This is a genomic window from Pseudomonas sp. JUb52, assembly GCF_004341115.1.
Classification (GTDB): Bacteria; Pseudomonadota; Gammaproteobacteria; order Pseudomonadales; family Pseudomonadaceae; genus Chryseomonas; species Chryseomonas oryzihabitans.
The window spans coordinates 159,314-178,201 of the sequence record NZ_SLYS01000006.1 but is presented as its reverse complement, the minus strand read 5'-3'; the positions used below and the strand labels follow the sequence as shown (position 1 = coordinate 178,201).

At 66.9% G+C, this 18,888-nt stretch carries 20 protein-coding genes and 1 pseudogene; 6 read left to right on the top strand and 15 right to left on the bottom strand.

Annotated features, from left to right (window positions below; translation table 11 throughout):
• Positions 1 to 48 precede the first annotated feature (48 nt).
• Positions 49 to 741: a hypothetical protein gene (locus EC839_RS12470; RefSeq protein WP_007159855.1), complete on the bottom strand. Its 693-nt coding sequence runs from the start codon at positions 739 to 741 to the stop codon at positions 49 to 51.
• A gap of 173 nt (positions 742 to 914) precedes the next feature.
• Between EC839_RS12470 and EC839_RS12465 the strand changes: the two genes are divergently transcribed.
• Positions 915 to 1,499: a flavin reductase family protein gene (locus tag EC839_RS12465; RefSeq protein WP_007159854.1), complete on the top strand. Its 585-nt coding sequence runs from the start codon at positions 915 to 917 to the stop codon at positions 1,497 to 1,499.
• Between the two features lie 38 nt (positions 1,500 to 1,537).
• Here EC839_RS12465 and EC839_RS24950 read toward each other — a convergent pair whose 3' ends face one another.
• The 6 genes and pseudogenes from EC839_RS24950 to EC839_RS12440 form a co-directional block, all read right to left on the bottom strand.
• A complete protein-coding gene (locus EC839_RS24950; protein WP_372237655.1) occupies positions 1,538 to 2,263 on the bottom strand; it encodes a methyl-accepting chemotaxis protein in 726 nt (241 codons plus the stop codon).
• Positions 2,237 to 3,382, bottom strand: a pseudogene (locus tag EC839_RS24945) (methyl-accepting chemotaxis protein); the annotation flags it as partial. The gene EC839_RS24950 and the pseudogene EC839_RS24945, both read right to left, overlap by 27 nt.
• 218 nt (positions 3,383 to 3,600) lie before the next feature.
• Positions 3,601 to 3,930: an Arc family DNA-binding protein gene (locus EC839_RS12455; protein ID WP_132832576.1), complete on the bottom strand. Its 330-nt coding sequence runs from the start codon at positions 3,928 to 3,930 to the stop codon at positions 3,601 to 3,603.
• A gap of 29 nt (positions 3,931 to 3,959) precedes the next feature.
• On the bottom strand, positions 3,960 to 4,601 hold the full coding sequence (locus EC839_RS12450) for a LysE family translocator (RefSeq protein WP_007159851.1): 642 nt from the start codon (positions 4,599 to 4,601) through the stop codon (positions 3,960 to 3,962).
• Position 4,602: 1 nt separating this feature from the next.
• Positions 4,603 to 5,373: a 2OG-Fe(II) oxygenase gene (locus EC839_RS12445; RefSeq protein WP_007159850.1), complete on the bottom strand. Its 771-nt coding sequence runs from the start codon at positions 5,371 to 5,373 to the stop codon at positions 4,603 to 4,605.
• 35 nt (positions 5,374 to 5,408) lie between these two features.
• Complete coding sequence (locus EC839_RS12440) at positions 5,409 to 6,047, bottom strand: alanyl-tRNA editing protein (protein WP_007159849.1); 639 nt, start codon at positions 6,045 to 6,047, stop codon at positions 5,409 to 5,411.
• Between the two features lie 92 nt (positions 6,048 to 6,139).
• Between EC839_RS12440 and EC839_RS12435 the strand changes: the two genes are divergently transcribed.
• From EC839_RS12435 to EC839_RS12425, 3 genes are all read left to right on the top strand, one after another.
• Complete coding sequence (locus tag EC839_RS12435) at positions 6,140 to 7,123, top strand: LysR family transcriptional regulator (protein WP_007159848.1); 984 nt, start codon at positions 6,140 to 6,142, stop codon at positions 7,121 to 7,123.
• A 199-nt stretch (positions 7,124 to 7,322) separates the two neighbouring features.
• Complete coding sequence (locus tag EC839_RS12430; protein WP_007159847.1) at positions 7,323 to 8,723, top strand: sugar porter family MFS transporter; 1,401 nt, start codon at positions 7,323 to 7,325, stop codon at positions 8,721 to 8,723.
• 76 nt (positions 8,724 to 8,799) lie between these two features.
• Positions 8,800 to 9,285 carry a UPF0158 family protein gene (locus tag EC839_RS12425; protein ID WP_007159846.1) on the top strand — a complete coding sequence of 162 codons (486 nt, stop codon included), beginning with the start codon at positions 8,800 to 8,802 and terminating at the stop codon, positions 9,283 to 9,285.
• 3 nt (positions 9,286 to 9,288) lie between these two features.
• Here the strand turns inward: EC839_RS12425 and EC839_RS12420 are convergent, their stop codons facing one another.
• From EC839_RS12420 to EC839_RS12400, 5 genes are all read right to left on the bottom strand, one after another.
• Positions 9,289 to 9,813 (bottom strand): glycine cleavage system protein R, encoded by a 525-nt coding sequence (locus tag EC839_RS12420; RefSeq protein WP_007159845.1) that lies wholly within the window; start codon positions 9,811 to 9,813, stop codon positions 9,289 to 9,291.
• Between the two features lie 58 nt (positions 9,814 to 9,871).
• Positions 9,872 to 10,930, bottom strand: coding sequence for a phosphorylcholine phosphatase (locus EC839_RS12415; protein WP_007159844.1), 1,059 nt, complete (start codon positions 10,928 to 10,930; stop codon positions 9,872 to 9,874).
• Positions 10,931 to 11,066: 136 nt separating this feature from the next.
• Positions 11,067 to 12,347: an MFS transporter gene (locus EC839_RS12410; RefSeq protein WP_007159843.1), complete on the bottom strand. Its 1,281-nt coding sequence runs from the start codon at positions 12,345 to 12,347 to the stop codon at positions 11,067 to 11,069.
• A gap of 219 nt (positions 12,348 to 12,566) precedes the next feature.
• Positions 12,567 to 14,300 carry an OPT family oligopeptide transporter gene (locus tag EC839_RS12405; protein WP_007159842.1) on the bottom strand — a complete coding sequence of 578 codons (1,734 nt, stop codon included), beginning with the start codon at positions 14,298 to 14,300 and terminating at the stop codon, positions 12,567 to 12,569.
• A gap of 70 nt (positions 14,301 to 14,370) precedes the next feature.
• The gene (locus EC839_RS12400; protein WP_132832575.1) at positions 14,371 to 15,285 is read right to left on the bottom strand and encodes a LysR family transcriptional regulator; all 915 of its coding nucleotides are present in this window, start codon (positions 15,283 to 15,285) and stop codon (positions 14,371 to 14,373) included.
• Between the two features lie 110 nt (positions 15,286 to 15,395).
• Here EC839_RS12400 and EC839_RS12395 point away from each other — a divergent pair, with 110 nt between their 5' ends.
• Positions 15,396 to 16,376: an aldo/keto reductase gene (locus EC839_RS12395; RefSeq protein WP_007159840.1), complete on the top strand. Its 981-nt coding sequence runs from the start codon at positions 15,396 to 15,398 to the stop codon at positions 16,374 to 16,376.
• A gap of 68 nt (positions 16,377 to 16,444) precedes the next feature.
• Complete coding sequence (locus tag EC839_RS24160; RefSeq protein WP_165904668.1) at positions 16,445 to 16,597, top strand: hypothetical protein; 153 nt, start codon at positions 16,445 to 16,447, stop codon at positions 16,595 to 16,597.
• 94 nt (positions 16,598 to 16,691) lie between these two features.
• Here EC839_RS24160 and EC839_RS12390 read toward each other — a convergent pair whose 3' ends face one another.
• The 3 genes from EC839_RS12390 to EC839_RS12380 are packed head-to-tail and all read right to left on the bottom strand — an operon-like array spanning position 16,692 to position 18,792.
• On the bottom strand, positions 16,692 to 17,672 hold the full coding sequence (locus EC839_RS12390; RefSeq protein ID WP_007159838.1) for a DUF3618 domain-containing protein: 981 nt from the start codon (positions 17,670 to 17,672) through the stop codon (positions 16,692 to 16,694).
• Positions 17,669 to 18,082, bottom strand: a complete 414-nt coding sequence (locus tag EC839_RS12385; protein ID WP_007159837.1) for a phage holin family protein — start codon at positions 18,080 to 18,082, stop codon at positions 17,669 to 17,671. The genes EC839_RS12390 and EC839_RS12385 overlap by 4 nt, the downstream gene beginning before the upstream one ends.
• Positions 18,079 to 18,792, bottom strand: coding sequence for a hypothetical protein (locus EC839_RS12380; protein ID WP_007159836.1), 714 nt, complete (start codon positions 18,790 to 18,792; stop codon positions 18,079 to 18,081). Before EC839_RS12380 ends, EC839_RS12385 begins: the two co-directional genes overlap by 4 nt.
• Positions 18,793 to 18,888 lie beyond the last annotated feature (96 nt).

Below are 18,888 nucleotides of genomic sequence, written 5' to 3'. Positions count from 1 at the left end.
GGTGACGACGCTGGGCGGGGGATTTTACCAGCGCCGGTCCTTGCGGTCTCAGGGCTTGGGCGGTGGCGCGACGAAGGTCAGCTGGCGCGGATAACCGTACTTCTCGCCGGGCAGCACGGGGCTATCAAGAAACACGCCCATGCTGCGACCGAATTCGCTGACATGGGTGACGGCATAGTCCTGGCCATCGGCCAGGCGGACGATGGCGCCCGGCTTGAACTCATCGCGATTGCGCTCGGTGACCGGGATGGAGATACCCGCGGCCTTGCGATAGACGCCTTTGAGCCAGTCCTGGTTGGTGAAGTCGTTGATCGGGGTGTTGAAGCGACCCGGCAGGCGCTGCAGATGGCGTCCGGTACCAGGGGCGTCGTCCACCGCCAGGCGCCGGGGATAACCCACGGCCTCGGCGTCCAGCGGCTTGCCCTCGACGAAGACCGCCAGGTTGTCGCCGACCCGCTGGACCTCGGTGATGGCGCGCCACTCCCCGTCACCCAGCTGGACCTGACGGCCGCTGATGAAGCCCTCGACGTTGGCCGGGGTGGCCGGAATGGTCAGGCCGGCCACCCGACGCAGGACGCCACGATCCCAGTCTTCATTGCTGAAGTCGTTGATGGAGCTGGAGAGCAGCGGCTGGATGACCGGGGCGTTGTGTGGTGATTTGACGTCCTGGGCATGGGCCATCGGTAGACCCAGACAACAGGCGCAGAGCAACAAGAGGGAGCGAACCAGGTGGGTAGGCATAGCGGTCATCCTTAACGCAGGTTTCTTATCGGTCCCTTACCGGGAGTGGGCGATAGACCCCTGATGTCCCCCGGCGTTTGGCGAGCGCGTCGCCAAGCGGCAATTTTTTACCCGTGCGGCGCCGAACGGCAAGGGCTGCGTTACCCTGGGGCTTTTCCCACGGGAGTCCATCCATGAATTCGACCCTTGCCGCCGTCCCCCTGGCCAAGGCCTATCGGCTGCTCAACCACGGTCCCACGGTACTGGTCAGCGCTGCCCACGCTGGTCGGCGCAACGTCATGGCCGCAGCCTGGGCGATGGCGGTGGATTTCGAGCCGGGCAAGGTGGCGGTGGTGCTGGACAAGCAGACCTGGACCCGTGAGCTTCTGGAAGCCGAGGGCACCTTCGTGCTCAGTGTGCCCTGCGCCGCCCAGGTGGATCTGGTGCAGACGGTAGGCAACACCACCGGCCGCGAGCTGGACAAGTTCGCCGCCTACGGCATCGAGACACTGGCTGGCGAACAGGTCAGCGCGCCGCTGATCGCCGGCTGCGTGGCCTGGCTGGAGTGCCGACTGCTGCCCGAGGCGCATAACCAGCAAGGTTACGATCTGTTCCTCGGCGAGGTGATCGCTGCCCGGGCCGATACCCGGGTGTTTCGCGAGGGGCGATGGGATTTTCGCGGGCAGGACGGTCTGCGCACCCTGCACCACGTCGCCGGTGGCCATTTCCTGGTGATCGGCGACGGCATCCAGGGGCGGATGCTGACGCCGAGGGCCTAAGCCCGACGACGCCAGCGCCTGACGTCGTCGCAATAGGGTCAGACGCGGAAGCGCGCGACCATCTGCTGCAGATCGCCGCCCAGACGGGCCAGCTCGTTGACCGACGCCGCGGCATGGGCGTTGGCAGTGGCCGATTCCTCGGCCAGGCCGCTGACCTTGACCACGTTGCCGTTGATCTCCTCGGCCACCAGGCTCTGCTCTTCCACCGCAGTGGCGATCTGCTGATTGAGACTCTGGATCTCCGCCACCGTCTGGTAGATGACGTCTAGGGCGCGTTCGGCGTCCTGGGCCAGGGTCACGGTGCCCAGGGTGCGATCGCGGCTTGCCTGCATCCGCGCGCTGGCTTCAGTGGTGCCCTGCTGCAAGGTCGCGATGAGTTCGCCAATTTCCTGGGTGGATTCCTGGGTCCGCTGCGCCAGGGACCTGACCTCGTCGGCCACCACGGCAAAACCGCGGCCCTGCTCGCCCGCGCGGGCGGCTTCGATGGCGGCGTTGAGCGCCAGCAGATTGGTCTGCTCGGCGATCGCCTTGATCACGTCGATGACGCTGCCGATGCGGCCGCTGGCGGCATCCAGGCGCTCCATGGCGTCGCCCAGGCCCTGCACCTCTTCGGCGGCCAGGGTGATTTCCTGGGCCGCACGCTTGACCGTGCGGCTGCCTTCGCGGGCCATGCTGTCGGCGTTCTGCGCGGCGCTGGAAGCGTTGGCGGTATTTTGCGCGACGTTGTGCACCGTGGCCGCCATCTCGTTCATGGCGGTGGCCACTTGATGCATTTCGTCCCGCTGCTGGGTGGCGCCACGGCTGGTCTGGACGCCAAAGGCCGAGAGTTCGTCGGCCGCGCTGCTGAGCTGCCCCACGCCGTTGGCGATGCCACCGACCAGTTGGCGCAGGTCGGCGGCCATGGCCTGGGTGGTGCGTTGCAGTTCACCCAGTTCGTCACGACGGGCCACCGTATCGCTCGGGGTCAGGTCGCCGGCGGCGACGCGCTTGAGCATGGCCATGGCAGTCGCCAGCGGCTGGGTGATCTGACGAGTGATCAGCCAGGCGGCGGCGATGCCGATCAGTAGGGCGATCAGGCTGCTCAGCAGCAGCTTGAGCAGAGCGGCTTCGCGCTCGGCGTTGGCGGACTTGAGCTGGCCTTCGCCCAACTGATCCAGCAACCGTACCAGCTTGTTGCCCTGCTCCTGCAGGCTGGCGACCGCGGCCTGGGCCTGGCGATTCTGGGCAACGATGGATTCGAAGAAGGCGCGATAGCGGGTCACGTCCTGGGTGGCGCTGTAGAGGCGGGCAGCGGTGTCGCCGTCGATCTGCTTCTGGGCAGTGGCCAGGGTCTTGAGCAACCCGTCGATGACCTTGAGGGTCGCCTGGGACTTGCTGTCGTCGGGGGTGCCGAGGAAGCGGCGGATGGCCAGGCGCACGCCGACCATCTGCGCCTTCATTTCGGCCACCGCCTTGAGGTCGGCGGTGCTGTAGCCACCGCCCGGGGCGAAGACCAGATCGAACAGCTGGTCGAAGGTCTCGGTGACGTTATCGGAGACCTTGGTCAGCTCCTTTTGCGCCTCGCCACTGGTCTGGTTGGCTTGCTGCAGGACGGTGAAACGCTCCTGGTAGGTTTTCATCTCCTGCTGGATGCTGTGCAGGATGGCGACGTTGGCCGGGTTGCTCAGCAGGCTCAGGCCCTTGGCGACGTCGTCCGCGACCACAGCCAGGTCGGCCTGCTGCTGGGCGACGCTGCTAGCACTGGGATCGAGCAGGTAATTCTTCTCGTCGATCCTGACGTTAAGGATATGGGCCTTGAGCTCGCCGCTGTAACGCGTCTTGGTGATGCGTTCGAGCAGGGTATTGGCGGTGAGGTAGCCGAACACGGCCACCACCGTCACCATGACCAGCAGGGCGCCGAAGCCCAGGGCCAGCTTCTTGGAAATGCCGAGATTGCTCAGCCAGGAGGCTTTGGAAACAGACATGGGAGTACCGGAAGAGAGTGCGTAGACCCCCTTCATCGGCCGTCCCGATCGATACTTGAAAGCCGCACGTCAGGGCTGCCTGGGTGGCGGCCCTGCTGCGGAAGATCGGCTCCCTAGGAAGCCTGAGCCAGACGGAATCAGGCGGTTTCGCGGCTGTGCACGGGTACCGGCAACTCCAGCTCCAGGACCGAAATCAGCGCGTTCTGCTGACGCTCATTGAGCTGACGAAAGCGCTGCAGCAGTAGTTGCTCGCTGGCATTGAGCAGATCGTCGTCCGCTTCGATCTGCTGCTGCTCCAGGATCCCGTCCTGCACCAGGCTGCGTTCTAGCCAGGCGACGATCTCAGTGTTCATGCTGTGGCGATGGGACCGGGCCACGGCGGCAATGCGTTCACGCATTCCGTCGGGCAGGCGGACGACGAACTTTTCCGTGGGAATACCAGCGGGAGCGCGGTGGACGTAGGGCATGGAGGACCTCCAATACGAATGGACTGACGTCAAAGCGCCGACAACAGCAGTCGACCGGCGAAGAAAACCAGCACCAGGCCCATGGTTCGTTCGAACCAGTGGCCCAGGCGCAGGAAGGTCTGGCGAACGCGTGGGCTGGAAAACAGCAAACTGACTAGGGCGAACCAGCCGGCGTTGACCGCGCACATCCACAGGCCATAGAGGCCCTGGACGGTCAGCGGCGTACTGCCGCTGACCACGGTGGTGAAGATGGCCAGGAAGAACAGGGTGGCCTTGGGATTGGTGGCATTGGTCAGGAAGCCGGTCAGGAAGGCCTTGCCGGGCGACTGCCGCTGCAGGTCGACCTGCTGCCACTGGCTGTCGTCCAGCGGCGCGGCGGTGGGCTTGCTGCGGATCAGGTTGAAGCCCAGCCAGAGGATGTAGGCACCGCCGACCACCTTGGCGACCCCCAGTAGCCAGGGCGTGGCGTGCATCAGGGCGCCGATGCCGAGCAGGGTGTAGAGCACGTGCACCGAGATGCCGGCGCCGATGCCCAGGGCGGTACAGAGGCCGATCAGGCGGCCGAATCTCACGCTCTGGCGCACGGTCACGGCAAAATCCGGACCGGGCGCCAGCACGGCGAGGAAGTGGATGGTCGCCAGGGCGAGGAATTCGCTCAGGTAGGGGGACATGTCAGCTCCAGTACGTGAGGGGTTCGGCCGCCCCGCGATAGCCGACGAAGCACGACAGCGACAGGCGCGGCTGGTCGTTGCCGGGGGTCACGGCGTGCATGCGGCGGGAATTGAAGAGGATCAGATCGCCCGGTTCGGGGCGGATGGTCAGGCAGGGCGGACCGAGGCGGTCGGGTTCGATGCCGTAGCTGTCACCGCGCATGGCGTCGAAGGCCTCCGGCGACAGCTCGCGCGACCAGAGCTGCAGTTCGCCGCCGACGCTGGGCATGGTCAGGTAGACGTTGCAGGCCAGCTGGGCGACCAGGCTTTCGGCTTCCTCGCTGCCCGGCGCGTCCTTGGCGAAGATGTCGTGGTGGGCGAGAAAGCGCACCCCCGGCTTCACCACCCGCGACAGGCCGACGTACATCTTGCGGCCCCAGAGGGTCTGCAGGCGGGCCCCGGCGGGCCAGACCTCGTCGAGGGTGCAGCGCACCAGGTCGATGGGATTGAGGTAGGGGCGGCAGCGCCGGCGCAATTCTTCCAGGTTGCTGGTCACGCTGGCGAAATAGTCGTCCATCTGCGCGCGCTGGTGCTCCGCCTCATAGAAGGCCATGCCGATGCGGCCGATGCTGGGGGCGTTGGTGTAGGTGGCGAAGCCGTTGCCGAGGATCTGCTGGCCGAGGTCGTCGGCCAGCGGACGCGGCACGAAGTGGCGCACCCGCACAGCCAGCAGGCGTTCATCGGTGAGACGGAGCAGACTCTCGGTGTCGAGAGCGTCGAGTTCGAGCAGCATGGCGCTTCCTTTCTGCGGGTGAGGTGAGCGGTTGATCAGGCGCCAGCCATGTCGTAGCTCACCAGCAGGCGTCCCTTCTTTTCCTTGACGCCCAGGGCGCTCAGGGCGCCGACCGCGCGCAGGGAGCGCACGTGGGTTCCGCCGCAGGCATAGCGCGCCACGTCCTCGCCAAAGCGCACCTGGCGCTGGCCATCGGCCTGCACCTCGATCTGCAGCGGCAGGTCTTCTTCCACCAGGGCGTCGAAGTGCGCCTGCAGGGCTTCGCTGTCCAGGGGCTGCGACGCCTCGCCCGGAATGAATTCGATGCGCCCTTCGCCCGGCCAGTGATGGGCCTTGACCGGCTTCCAGCCATGGGTCTCGCCGATGTGGCCGAGCAGATGCCCCGCCGAGTGCAATCGCGAATGCAGCAGGCGCCGGCCTTCGTCGACCCGGGCCAGCACACGGCCGGGCGTCAGCGGGCGGGTGGTGTGGTGCAGGATACGGTCGCCGTCCTGGACCACCCGGGTCACCTCGGCGGTGCCGATCCAGCCGGTGTCGCTGGGCTGGCCGCCGCCCTGGGGATGGAAGGGCGTGGCCAGCAATTCGACGACATAACCGTCCTCGGCGGCGCTACAGGCGTGGACCTCGACCTCGGCGATCAGGCTGTCGCTCAGGAAATACAGGCGCTCGGTCATACGTCTACTACCTAGAAAACGAGAAACATCCTCATTCTAAAGAGCGCACGCAAGGGTGATAATCCACCCTCTCTCCAAAGGAATTTTGCGCTGTGAGCATAAATCTTCCCCTGCCGCTGCTCAGCGAGATGGCCATCTTCGTGCGGGTGGTGGAGAGCGGCAGCTTCTCTGCGGCGGCCCGTCAGCTGGGTCTGACCCCATCCTCCACCAGTCGCAGCGTGGCGCGCCTGGAGAAGGCTCTGGGCACCCGGCTGCTCAATCGCAGTACGCGCAAGCTGCGCCTGTCGGAGGCGGGAGAGGAGGTCTACCGGCGCTGCAGCGACATGGTCGGCGCCGCGCGTGCGGTGCTGGAGGTCAGTGGTCAGTTCAACCAGGCGCCGGCCGGCATCGTCCGGTTGTCGGTGCCCAAGGCGGTGGGCAGCACGGTGATCCATCCGCACATGGCCGACTTCCTGCGCCGCTATCCGGCGGTGGACGTGCAGTTGCTGCTGGAAGACCGCTATGTCGATCTGATCGACGAAAACGTCGACCTGGCCATCCGCATCACCGACCGGCCGCCGCCCGGGCTGGTGGGCCGTCAGCTGCTGACCATCGAGCACCTGCTCTGCGCCACGCCGCAGTACCTGGCCGAGCACGGTCAGCCCGCCCATCCCCGCGATCTGGCCGGGCACAGCTGCATCTACCTGGCGGAGGAGCCGGCCGATTCGCGCTGGAAGTTTCGCCAGGGCGCCAAGGTGGTCCACGTCAATGTGCGCGGTCGCTATGCCGCCAACCACACCGGGGTGCGCCTGGACGCGGTGCTCAACCACATCGGCATCGGCAGCCTGCCGCTGTTCACCGCCCAGGCGGCCCTGGCCCGTGGCGAGATCATCCAGGTGCTGCCGGAGTGGTCCTTTCTGCCGCACTACCACGGCGGCGCCTGGCTGCTCTATCCGGCGACGCGCCACCTGCCGCCCAAGCTCAAGGTGTTCATCGACTTCCTGGTCGAGCGCCTGGGCGATCAGGCACTGCGCCCGGGGCAGGGCGCAGCGGCATTGCCCGAGCAGCGCTTCCAGGAACTGACCATCGGCAGCTAGCTGCTGCCGGTCGCCAAGCGTGATGCTTTTCACAAGTCCTGTTACAACTGGCATCATTAGGTGAAACGATTCACCTAACGTTTCTCTGCCTGCCGCATCGCGCTTTTCCCTGGGCCATGCTCCCCCACGGCCCGCCCGCGCGGGTGGATCAGGTCGCCGCCGCGATCCTTGCCCTGGCAAAACAAGAAAGGATTTCCCCATGCTCGCTTCATCACCCTCGCTCGCCGCACCCGTGGCGGCCACCCCGCGCAAGGGGCTGGTCGTACTCATCGCCGTGATCGCCGCCCTGGGCGGTCTGCTGTTCGGCTACGACACCGGCATCATCGGTGTCGCCCTGCTCGGCCTCGGCCGCGAATTCGCCATGGACGACACCGTCAAGCAACTGGTGACCGGCGCCATCATCTTTGGCGCCCTGTTCGGCTGCCTCGGCACCGGGCCGATCTCCGACCGCCTCGGCCGCCGCAAGACCATCATCGGCGTGGCCCTGGTGTTCGCCCTGGGCTCGGTGCTCTCGGCGCTGTCGCCCAACGTCACCCTCTTGATCCTGTCGCGCTTCCTGCTCGGCCTGTCGGCTGGCAGCTCCACCCAGATCATCCCGGTGTACATCGCCGAGGTGGCGCCGCCGGAGCACCGCGGCAAGCTGGTGGTGCTGTTCCAGTTCATGGTGGTGTTCGGCATCACCGTGGCCTATTTCACCGGCTTCGCCCTGGACGAACACTGGCGCTGGATGTTCGGTCTCGGCCTGGTACCGGCGCTGATCCTGCTGGCCGGCATGGCGGTATTGCCGGAGAGTCCGCGCTGGCTGCTGGTCAAGGGTCGCGAGGGCGACGCCCTGGCGGTGCTGGAACGGGTCCGTGGCGGCGCCGCTGCCGCCCAGGCCGAACTGGCCGAGATCAAGACCGTGAGCAACGCGCCGGAAGGCAGCTGGAGTGACCTGTTCTCGCCCTGGGTCCGGCCGGCCCTGCTGGTGGGCGCCGGTATCGCCATGTTCTCGCAGATCACCGGCAACAATGCCCTGATCTACTACGCACCCACCATCCTCACCCAGGCTGGTTTCTCCGACCAGACCGCAGTACTGGCTACCGGCTGCAGCACCATCCTGGTGGTGATCATGACCGTAGTCGGCAGCTTCCTGGTGGATCGCATCGGTCGTCGCCGCTATCTGCTGACGCTGATTCCCGGCTCCATCATCGCCCTGGCGATCATGGGCTACCTGTTCCAGGGCGCCGGTCCCCAGACCGATGTCGAGCGCTGGACGGTGGTGGCCTGCCTGGCCGCCTACCTGATGCTCAACTGCGGCGGCTTCGGCGTCTGCATCTGGCTGATCAACGCCGAGGTCTATCCGCTGTTCGTGCGCGGCAAGGGTGCCAGCGTCGGCGCCTTCAGCCACTGGGGCTTCGACCTGTTGGTGACCCTCACCACCCTGAGCCTGGTGACCAAGCTGGGCGCCGCCCACACCTTCTGGCTCTATGCCGGGATTTCCCTGGTGGCGCTGCTGTTCATCTGGCGCCTGGTGCCGGAGACCAAGGGCAAGAGCCTGGAGCAGATCGAGCACGACCTGCGCGAGCGGCGCTTCTTCCCCTATCAGCGGAAAGGCTGAACGCCGGCTCCAGCGTCAGGTCGCAACAGGAGCGGAGGTAACCTCCGCTCCTGTTCGCCTGTGCCGGAGTCCTGCCATGCGCCCCCTCACCCTCGACCTTGATCTGCTGGCTGCCGCCCTCGACAGCCGGGAGCGAGGTACCCACTTCCTCGACCTTGCAAGCGGCGCCCTGCGCCTGCTTGATCCGGACGATCTCAGTCTGGAAGAACGCGAGGAACTGGAAGATCCTGAACGCTACCTGCCGCTGCCGCGCCTGACCCAGGACGATCGCCTGGAGCTGCGCGAAGCCTTTCTGCACCAGTTGCGCCATCCCCACGCCCAGCCCTTGCTGCGCGCGGCCCTGGAGAGTCGGCGACCGATCCGCACCTTCGACTACGAATTGGAACTCTTCCCCTCTGTGCGCGAGGCCTGGCAGGTCTTCGCCCTGAGCCGCCTCAAGGAGGAGGTACTGGTGCTGCTGGACGAAGCCGGCCTGGAAGCCTTGCCGGCGGACGGGCGGATGCCGCTGCCGGACGATGTCCCCGAGGGCATCCGACGGCGGCTGGAGAAAGGCCGGAGCTAGGGCCTAGTCATGCCCGTGGCGATAGAGCTTGAGCTCCACCATCAGGTCGTCGGTGAGGGTTTCCAGGTGGGCCTGCAGGGCCTCGAGTGCGAGATCGGCCGGGAGCGCCAGCAGGGCGGTGGCGTGAAACAGCACCTCGCTGCTCATGGGCGCCGGCCGGGTCTCGGTGGACAGCCGTTCGACGTTGCCCCCGACCTGGTGCAGCGCCCGGGTGATGTCGCGGACGATGCCGACCCGGTCGTTGCCAAGGAGGTCGAGCTGTACCAGCGGGGCACCCACCGGCGCCGGCTGGCCCGGCTCGCCCACCAGGATGCGCAGGCCGGGAATGGCCAGCTGTTGCAGCGTCTCCACCAGACCATTGCGCAATTCTGGCTCCACTTCCACCGAGAGGATCCCGGCGAACTGGCCGGCCAGGTGGGCCATGCGGCTTTCCAGCCAGTTGCCGCCCTGGGCGGCCACGCAGTCGGCCAGGGCTTCCACCAGACCGGGGCGATCGGGGGCGATGACGGTCAGGACCAGATGTTCCATGGCGGGCTCCAGGGCGGGCTGAGGGAGTCCCAGTCTAGCCCGCCCGATCGCCGCCGGCCTACTGGATGTCTTCGGGCTTGACGATCACCCAGTGCTTGTCCGCGTTCACCGCCACCCCGGCCTTGGCCTGACCCTCGGCGTTGCTCTTCATCATCGCCTCGATCTGGGTACGGTACTTGGACTTGCGGTCGATCCACAGGTGGATGCCGTTCTTGGTGGCGTCTACGCCCTGGAACAGCATGGGGCCGTCGCTGACCGGGGTGTCGCCGCCGACCAGGATGGGTTTCTTCCAGGGATCTATGTAGGTGAGGATGGCCGCGTACTTGCCGGCGAACCAGGTGGCCGGGGTCCAGAGGTAGGGCGTGACCTGCAGCTTCAGGTTGGCCTGGGGATCGTACTTGCCTTCGGCGATCTGCTTGCGGGCGGTGGTCAGGGCGCCGGTGGCCGGGTCCTTGAGCAGGGTGGTAACGCCAATGACGTTTTCCGGTTTCACTCCATAGCCGTAGCGCGGATCGGACGCCACCATGCGCACCAGCTCCTCATGGGCGGCACTGATCACATAGACCTCGATGCCGTTCTCCATCAGCTTGTGATAGAGCTCCTGCTGGCCGGTGAAGGGCTTGGGCGGATTGATCTCCACCGTCTCCACCTTGTCGTCCTTGCCGTAGTAGGTGGCAGGGATCGGCTTGCCGTATGCCATCACCTCGTCGACGTAGCCCTTGAGCTGCTTGAGGGTGAAGCCGGAAAACACCTGGGCGACCCAGGGGTAGCAGACCAGGTCGTCGACCTCGCACAGCCGGTAGTAATAGCTGTTGAGACTTTCCTTGTGGCCACCGACATCCTTGAAGGGAATCAGCTTGAGCGAAGGATCCAGAGTGTCGCGGGTCAGCACGCCCTTCATCTCCAGGAAGGGCAGCAGGGCCTCTTCCAGGTCGTAGCGATAGCTGGTGTTGTCCATGTCGAACACCGCGTAGTTGCCTTGGTTGGCATTGGCGGCGATCAGGGCATCGAGCTGGCGGGCAGCATCGGCTGGCCAGTGGGTCAGCTCGGTGGCGGCAGCGGTAAGGCTGAGCAGACCGCCGGCCAGGCCGGCGAGAAGGCGGGGAAGGGTGGACATCGGCGGACTCCGGCACGGCGACCGCGGGTTGCGGTCATCTGGTCTAGACCATAACAAAAGGTCATGACAGTTCGATGCGCGGAGCGACCTGGGTGGACGCGAGAGCGGCAGGACCTGCCGCTCTGCGACAGGGCTGTCAGGCGGTGACGGTCTTGAAGCGCGGCTCGGTATTGCCCTTGAACAGGGTCAGGGTCGCGACCAGGCCGAGGACGGCCGCTACGGTCAGCCACATGCCCGGAGCGGCCTTGTTGCCGGTCTCCTGGATCAGCCAGGTGCAGACCATCGGGGTGAAGCCGCCAAAGGTCGCGGTGGCCAGGCTGTAGGCCAGGGAGAAGCCGGTGGTGCGCACATGGGCCGGCATCACCTCGGTCAGGGCTACCACCATGCCACCGTTGTAGGTGCCATAGAGGAAGGACAGCCACAGCTCGACCATCAGCAGGCGCGAGAAGCCCGGGGCGTGGGTCAGCCAGATCATCGCCGGGTAGGCGGTGAGGATGGCCAGTACGGTGGCGAAGATCAGCAGCGGACGGCGGCCGATGCGATCGCTCAGGGCGCCCATCACCGGCAGCCAGATGAAGTTGGAAACACCCACGCAGGCGGTGACGATCAGGCTGTCCAGCGCGGTCAGGTTCAGCTCGTGCTTGCCGAAGGTCGGGGTGTAGGCGGTGATCAGGTAGAAGGAGGCGGTGGTCATGGAGACCATGGCCACACCCGCCAGCACCACGCCGAAGTTCTGGCGGATGGAGGTCATGGTTTCGCCAAAGGTCGGGCGATGCTTGCGCGCCTCGAACTCCGGGCTCTCTTCCAGGGAACGACGGATCATGAACAGGAAGGGCACGATCAGGCAGCCGATCAGGAAGGGGATGCGCCAGCCCCATTCACCCATTTCGGCGGGCGACAGCCAGTGGTTGAGCAGCGCGCCCAGCACACCGGCGAAGACCACCGCGACCTGCTGGCTGGCGGACTGCCAGGAAACGAAGAAGCCCTTGCGGCCGGGGGTGGCGATCTCCGACAGGTAGACGGACACGCCGCCCAGTTCGACACCGGCGGAGAAGCCCTGCAGCAGGCGGCCGAGCAGCACCAGCAGCGGTGCGGCGACGCCCAGGGTGGCATAGCCCGGCACCACGGCGATCAGCAGGGTGCCCAGGGCCATCAGCGCCAGGGTGACGATCAGGCCGTGGCGACGACCGTGCTTGTCGATGTAGGCGCCGAGGAAGATCGCCCCCAGGGGGCGCATCAGGAAGCCGGCGCCGAAGGTGGCCAGCGACAGCATCAGGGAGGCGAGTTCGTTATCGCCGGGAAAGAACGTCTTGGCAATGGCCGTGGCATAGAAGCCATAGACCATGAAGTCGTACATTTCGAGGAAGTTTCCGCTGACGACGCGGAAGATGGATTTGGCTTTCGAGGTGGTGGCCATGACTGCTAGCTCGGATTGGGTTTGTTATGGAGACAGCTCGCGCAGGGCGCCCAGACCTCTCGCGGGTGGGTCGCGCTATTTGTAACCTTATGTGTTGCAAAAGCGCGCTGGCAAGCTGAATCGGACCAGAACCCCCGAATTTCATGGGTTTGAAAGGTTATTGAAAGCTTCGCGACATTACGTCTGGAAATTATTGTCCACTTGACAAGATGTCGCAGCTCACGTGGAGAGCATCTGCCAGAAAGCCGCCCCGACCCCGGCCAGACTTTCCCCAGCGATGAGGCCGGCCGCGGCCGCCAGGGCGAAGCGTTCGGCCAGGCCCGGTGCCCGCCAGCGCACTAGGGCGGTGAGCAGGGCGCCCAGGGTCATCATCAGCGACACCGAGGCCGGCAGGATGAAGGCCAGGCCCAGGGCCGCCGAGCTGGGCAGCCAGTGCGCGCGGCGGGTCGGCAGCAAGGCTTCGGCCAGGCCCAGCAGCAAGCCCGCCAGGGCGCCCAGGACGATGCCCAGGCGCATGGCCCCGTCGAGGGCGCCCAGGCCCTGGGTCAGGGTTTCCGCCACCGCCTTCCACTGGGCCACCGCCGGCGCCGGCCAGGCGGCGCTGAGCAGCAGCGCCTGGGGATCGGGAATCAGCAGCCGATAGGTGAGCACCCCGGTCACCGCGCCGAGGGCGATGCCCAGGCACTGGGCGACCACCTGCTTGGCCGGGGTGGCGCCGATGGCCTGGCCGACCTTGAAGTCGTTCATCAGGTCGGTGCTCTGGCCCGCCGCGCCGCCGGCGGTGTTGGCGCCCATGAGGTTGATGTTGACCTGCCCGGGCGCGGCCAGGCCAAAGGTCAGCTGCGACAGCTGGCCGATGGCGCCAATGGGCGGAATGCCGGTGGCGCCAACCACCCGCGCGGCCATGGCGGCGAGAAACAGCGCCAGGGGCAGGGCCAGCAGGGCCAGCCAGGGATCGATGCCGAACAGCCGCACCTGCAGTACCACCACCAGCAGAGCCGCCACCAGCAGCAGCGCCAGCGGCCAGGCGCGCGGCCGCTGCCAGCCCTGGCGACGGCGTTCGGCGCGGGGCAGGGTGATCAGCCGCACGGCGAGCGCAGCCAGGGTGGCGCTGACCATCAGGCTCACCCCGGGCCAGAGCAGCCATTGCACCAGGAAGGCGTATTGCGGACCGCTGGCCTCCGCCGGCAGCGCGGCGACACCACTGGCCAGCAGCCAGGGCGCGACACCGCCCCAGGCCAGCAGGGTGCCGAGCAGCAGTGACAACCCGACCCTCAGGCCGATGATGCCGCCAAAGCCGAGCAGTAGCAGCGAGGGATCGAAGCTGAAGGTCAGGCGTTCCAGGGCCGGCGAGGGCGCCGCTCGCGGCAGCGTCCAGGCGAAGCTGTCCACCAGCTTGACCGCCGCCGACAGCGCCAGGGCGCCCAGCAGCACCCGCAGCCGGGCCAGGGCTTCGGCGCCACTGGCATAGACCTGGCGCAGGGCTTCCAGGGTGGCCAGGCCCTCGGGGAATTTCAGACTGGCATCGGCCAGCAGCAGGGGCCGGAGGTACCAGGCCACCCAGATGCCGAGAAAGCTCACCGCGAACACCCAGCCCATCAGTGGCAGGGTCGGCAATGCCTCGCCGGTCAGCAGGGTGTAGGCCGGGATGGGCGCGACCAGGCCGCCGGAGACGATGCTGGCCGCCGCCGAGGCCACGGTCTGGTTGATGTTGCTCTCGTGCAGCGTCCAGCCCGGTTGCTGCAGGCGGCGTCCCAGGCGGTGCCAGAGGCCGTAGCTCACCAGCAGGGCGATGATCGACATGTTGAACGACCAGCCGATCTTGAGTCCGGCATAGACATTGGCCGGGGTCAGCAGGATGCCCAGCAGCGCCCCGGTGAGCAGCGCCCGGGGGCTGAGTTCGCGCTCCACCGGCAGCGGCAGGTCGGATGCGGCGGCGTTGGCTGCGGGCAAGAGGGCCTCCTCGGTCAGGCGATCATGGCGTGGTCAGGGGACCCCCGGGCGCGGCGGTTGGTTCGCGCCCTCAGGGATGGCGTCCGGTCCAGGTCTGGCGCAGGGCCTCGATCAGCTGGCGCAGGCCGGGTGGCGGCTGGCGCCGACTCGGGTAGTAGATGCACAGCGGCGCGCCGGGCGAGGCCCAGTCCGGCAGCACCTGCTCCAGGCGACCGTCGCGCAATTCGTCGGCCACCCGCCATTCCAGGCAATAGGCCAGGGCCAGGCCGTCGAGGGCGGCCTGGATCGAGGTCTCGGTCTCGTTGACCGTGAGCGGACCCGGCACGTCGATCGTCCGGGTGCTGGCACCGCTGCCCAGCTCCCAGCGATAGAGGGCGCCGCTGCCCAGCCGCAGGCGCACGCACTGGTGGTCGGCAAGTTCCTCCGGCTGCTGCGGCCGGCCGTGGCGCGCCAGGTAGGCGGGGGCGCCCACCACGATCCAGCGCAATTCGTCGGTCAGCGGCAGGGCGACCATGTCCTGGGGCACGGTGTCGCCATAGCGGATGCCGGCATCGAGGCCGTCGGCGACGATGTCCACCGGACGATCCTCGACGCTGATGTCCAGCTGCAACTGCGGATAGGCCGCCAGCAGGCGGGGCAGGGTCGGGGTCACCAGCAGCCGCGCCGCATCCCGGGGCACGCTCAGGCGCAGGCGACCCACCGGGGCGTCGCGGTGCTGGTCCAGTTCGCCCAGTGCTTCGCCGATGAACGCGAAACCCTGTTCGAGCTTTTCCGCCAGCGCCGCGCCGGCCAGGGTCGGCACCACCGAGCGGCTGGTGCGATTGAGCAGCTTGACCCCCAAGCGGGACTCCAGCTGGCGCAGGGCATGGCTCAGCGCCGAAGTGGTGACGCCCAGTTCGATGGCAGCCTGGCGAAAGCTGCGTCGGCGCACCAGGGCGACGAAGACGTTGAGATCGGCCAGTTCGCCGCGGTTGAGGGTCGGCATGAGCAATCCCACCCGATAAGGGTCAAGAGTTCGTTGAGCCCCATTCAACGCCTTTTGAATTAGCCTCACAAGGCTAACCCTTCCGACTGGCGTCTTCGCCTGGAGATCCTATGAGTGAAACCCTGCGCATCCCGGGTATCGATACCCCCGTTTCCCGCATCGGCCTCGGCACCTGGGCCATCGGTGGCTGGATGTGGGGCGGTACCGACGAAGCCCGTTCCATCGAGACCATCCGCGGCGCCGTGCACGGCGGCATTAACCTGATCGATACCGCGCCGGTGTATGGCTTCGGTCGTTCCGAGGAGATCGTCGGCAAGGCCCTGGAAGGCATCCGCGACCAGGCGGTGATCGCCACCAAGGTCGCCCTGGAATGGCCGGACGAGCAGGTACGCCGCAACGCCAGCGCCGCACGCATCCGCCAGGAAGTGGAAGACTCCCTGCGGCGCCTGCGTACCGATCGCATCGACCTCTATCAGGTGCACTGGCCCGATCCCCAGGTCTCCCACGAGGAAACCGCGCGCGAACTGGAGCGCCTGCGGCAGGAGGGCAAGATCCTCGCCATCGGCGTGAGCAACTATTCGCCCGAGCAGCTCGAAGCCTTTCGCCAGTTCGCCAATCTGTCCACCGTGCAGCCGCCCTACAACCTCTTCGAGCGCGCCATCGAGGCCGATGTGCTGCCCTATGCCCAGCGTCACGGTCTGGTGGTGCTGGCCTATGGCGCGCTGTGCCGCGGCCTGCTGTCCGGACGCATGAATGCGCAGACGCAATTCGACGGCGATGACCTGCGCCAGGGCGATCCCAAGTTCCAGGCGCCGCGCTTCGCCCAGTACCTGGCCGCGGTGGAGGCCCTGACCGCCTTTGCCCGCGAGCGCCATGGCAAGTCGGTGCTGGCCCTGGCGGTGCGCTGGATCCTCGACCAGGGACCGACCATCGCCCTCTGGGGCGCGCGCAAGCCCGAGCAGTTGCAGGGCCTGGACGAGGCCTTCGGCTGGCGGCTGTCCGCCGAGGACCTGGCGGCCATCGACGCCATCCTGGCCGAACACGTCAAGGATCCGGTGGGGCCGGAGTTCATGGCGCCGCCCCTGCGTTGATCGGTGCGGCCGGGGCACCCTGGCCCCGCCGCGTTGCCTAACGTACTCAGCCACAAGAGGTGAGGATCATGGCCAAGCGCGAAGATCTCGACCACAAGCCGGAAAACGCCGGCAGGGTCGGCGAGACCCACAAGGAACTCAACCAGGGCGGTGAAGAACAGCGCCCACAGAACAGCAAGCGACCCGAGCAGCCCAAGGAGAATCCGGATCCGGGTTATTGATAGGGGCAAGAACAACGAAGGCGCCCGGGTGTAGACCCGGGCGCCTTCGTTTTTCAGGACCGGGGTCAGCGGCTGACCCCGGCCATCCTGCCGGTCAGAAGCTGCGTGGTGGGGTGGCCATGCCACTCTCGTCGCCTACCGCTCCCGGGGCGTTGCCGTTGGCCGCGGTACGGCCGACATTCATGCCCGCCGCCGCCTGGGTGGCGCCGAGGGTGCTGCCGGTGCCTGCCCTAGGCGAGCCCGCCATGGACTCGACCCCGGCGTCGGGATCGTTGCCCAGGTTTTTCGGCGCAGGAGTACCCGCGTCCGCCGGCTGGCTGCGGTTGTCCTGGTTGGCCTGGCGCGCCTCTTTCGCCACGTCCTGGCCTGCTGCCTTGACCTGCTCGTAGCCACTGCTCGCGGCCTGCTTGGCCTTGGCGGTCAGCTTGTCGCTGTGCTTGCCCAGGGCGCGGTCCTCGGTCTCGGTGCGTGGCAGGGAAGCGCCCAACAGGGCACCGAGGGCGATACCCAGAGCGCCGACCACCAGAGGTTGCTCGCGGAGCAGGGTATCGAAGGTGCCCTTGAGCTGCTGCGCCTGGTCCGTCAGGGTGTCCTTGGCCTGCGCCGCGGTATCGCTCAGCCGCTCCCCGGTCTGGGAGGCCTTGGCAGATACGCTCTCGCTCAGACCGGTCACCTTATCGCGCACATCGTGACTGCCACGATTTAGGGAATCACGGGTATGGCCCGCGCCGTTAGCGACCGAGTCCAGCGCACCGGACAGCTTGTCCTTGAGCGGGGTGCCCGTCGTGGCTGGAGCCGGCGTGCGATTCTGCCCCAGCGCCAGCCACAGCAGACCCACCGAGGTCAGCACCGCCGGAACCGGATTGGCCTTGAGGGTGTTGCCCAGGTTGTGGGCGAATTCGCCACTGTGCCCCTTGGTGTAGGACAGCGCCTGGTCGAACAGCTGGCCGGGCGACAGACGGCTTTCCAACGCACCCACCAAGTCTTCGATACGCTCGCGCTTTTGATCGATCTCGCGTTCGAGCTCGTCGGGATTCTTGCGGGATTCCTGATCGATATGATCGGTGATGCTCATTGTGCGGCCCTCCGTACGGCGTCCTTGTCCTTCTGCAGGCTGTTGACGGTGCGATCGGGGGTGAAGTGGGACGGCTCGAACTGCTTCTTGCCCGATTGCAGCATGATGAAGCCGATCACCATGACCACGGCGCCTACCAGCAGGGCGGCGGCCCAAGGCGTGAGGTACTGGGAGAGGAAATAGACGACGCCCATCAGCAGCACGATGAAGCCGGCCAGCAGCACGATGGCGCCCGCGGCGACCCCGGCCACACCGGCCTTGGTGGTGCGCAGGGATTCGCCCAGTTCAGCTTTGGCCAGGGCCAGTTCCTTGGTGAACAGCGCTGGCACTTCCTGGACCAACTGCTTGACCAGGCCGACGACCGAGGTGTCGCCCTCGGTGGGGCGCGGAGTGGGATTCTCGTTGATCATGGCTGCTTGCCTCCGCTCAGGGTGGGTCGATCCAGCTGGCTGGATGAGGTACCGGTGTTCAGGCTGCTGTCGCTGCGGGCCGGGTTGATCGCCGCGCCGCCGATGGGATCGCCACCACGGGTGGTGGTTGGGGTATGGAGGTCAGGACCCTTGGGAATGTCGCTGGTGTGGATGACGTCAGCGCCGGCCGTTGGCTCCACCAGTTCGTTTTCCGCCGCCACCGACGGTGTGGTCAGGGAGGGCACAGCGTCCGGACCGCTGACGCGCGAGCTGCTGCCCGTATCCGGCTGGCTGGAGGCCTTGAGAAAGCGCGACAGGCCAAAGCCGATGGCGATGCTGCCGGTGAGGAACAGCGCTGGATTGTCGCGTGCCAGGGAGCCGGCCTGGTGCAGCAGCTGCTCGGCGCTCTTGCCGCGCAGATCCTCGGCCAGTCCGGTCAGGCTCTGGGCCATGTCGCTGACATAGTGCGCCAGGCCCAGGGTGTCCTTGTCTCCCAGTTCGTCGGCCGCCGCCTGAGCGCTCTGGGCAATGGCGCCTAGCTGGTCGGCTGCGGTGTCGCGGTAGTGTTCATAGTGCGCGGCCCCTTCCTGCTTGGCGTCTTGCACCGTGTCTCGGGCGACCTCTTTCAAGTCGTGCAGATGGGCCTCTGCCGTAGCACCGTCCTTGGCCTGCGAGGGTTGTCCCTGGGCGGGATTGAGGGGCGTCGTCATACGCGGGTACCTGTTTGCAGAATCTTGTCGTGGCCGGCAGAGAACTCTCGGCGACCGTTCGTGTGCCTTGCCTTTTAGGTGACCAGACGGAACGAG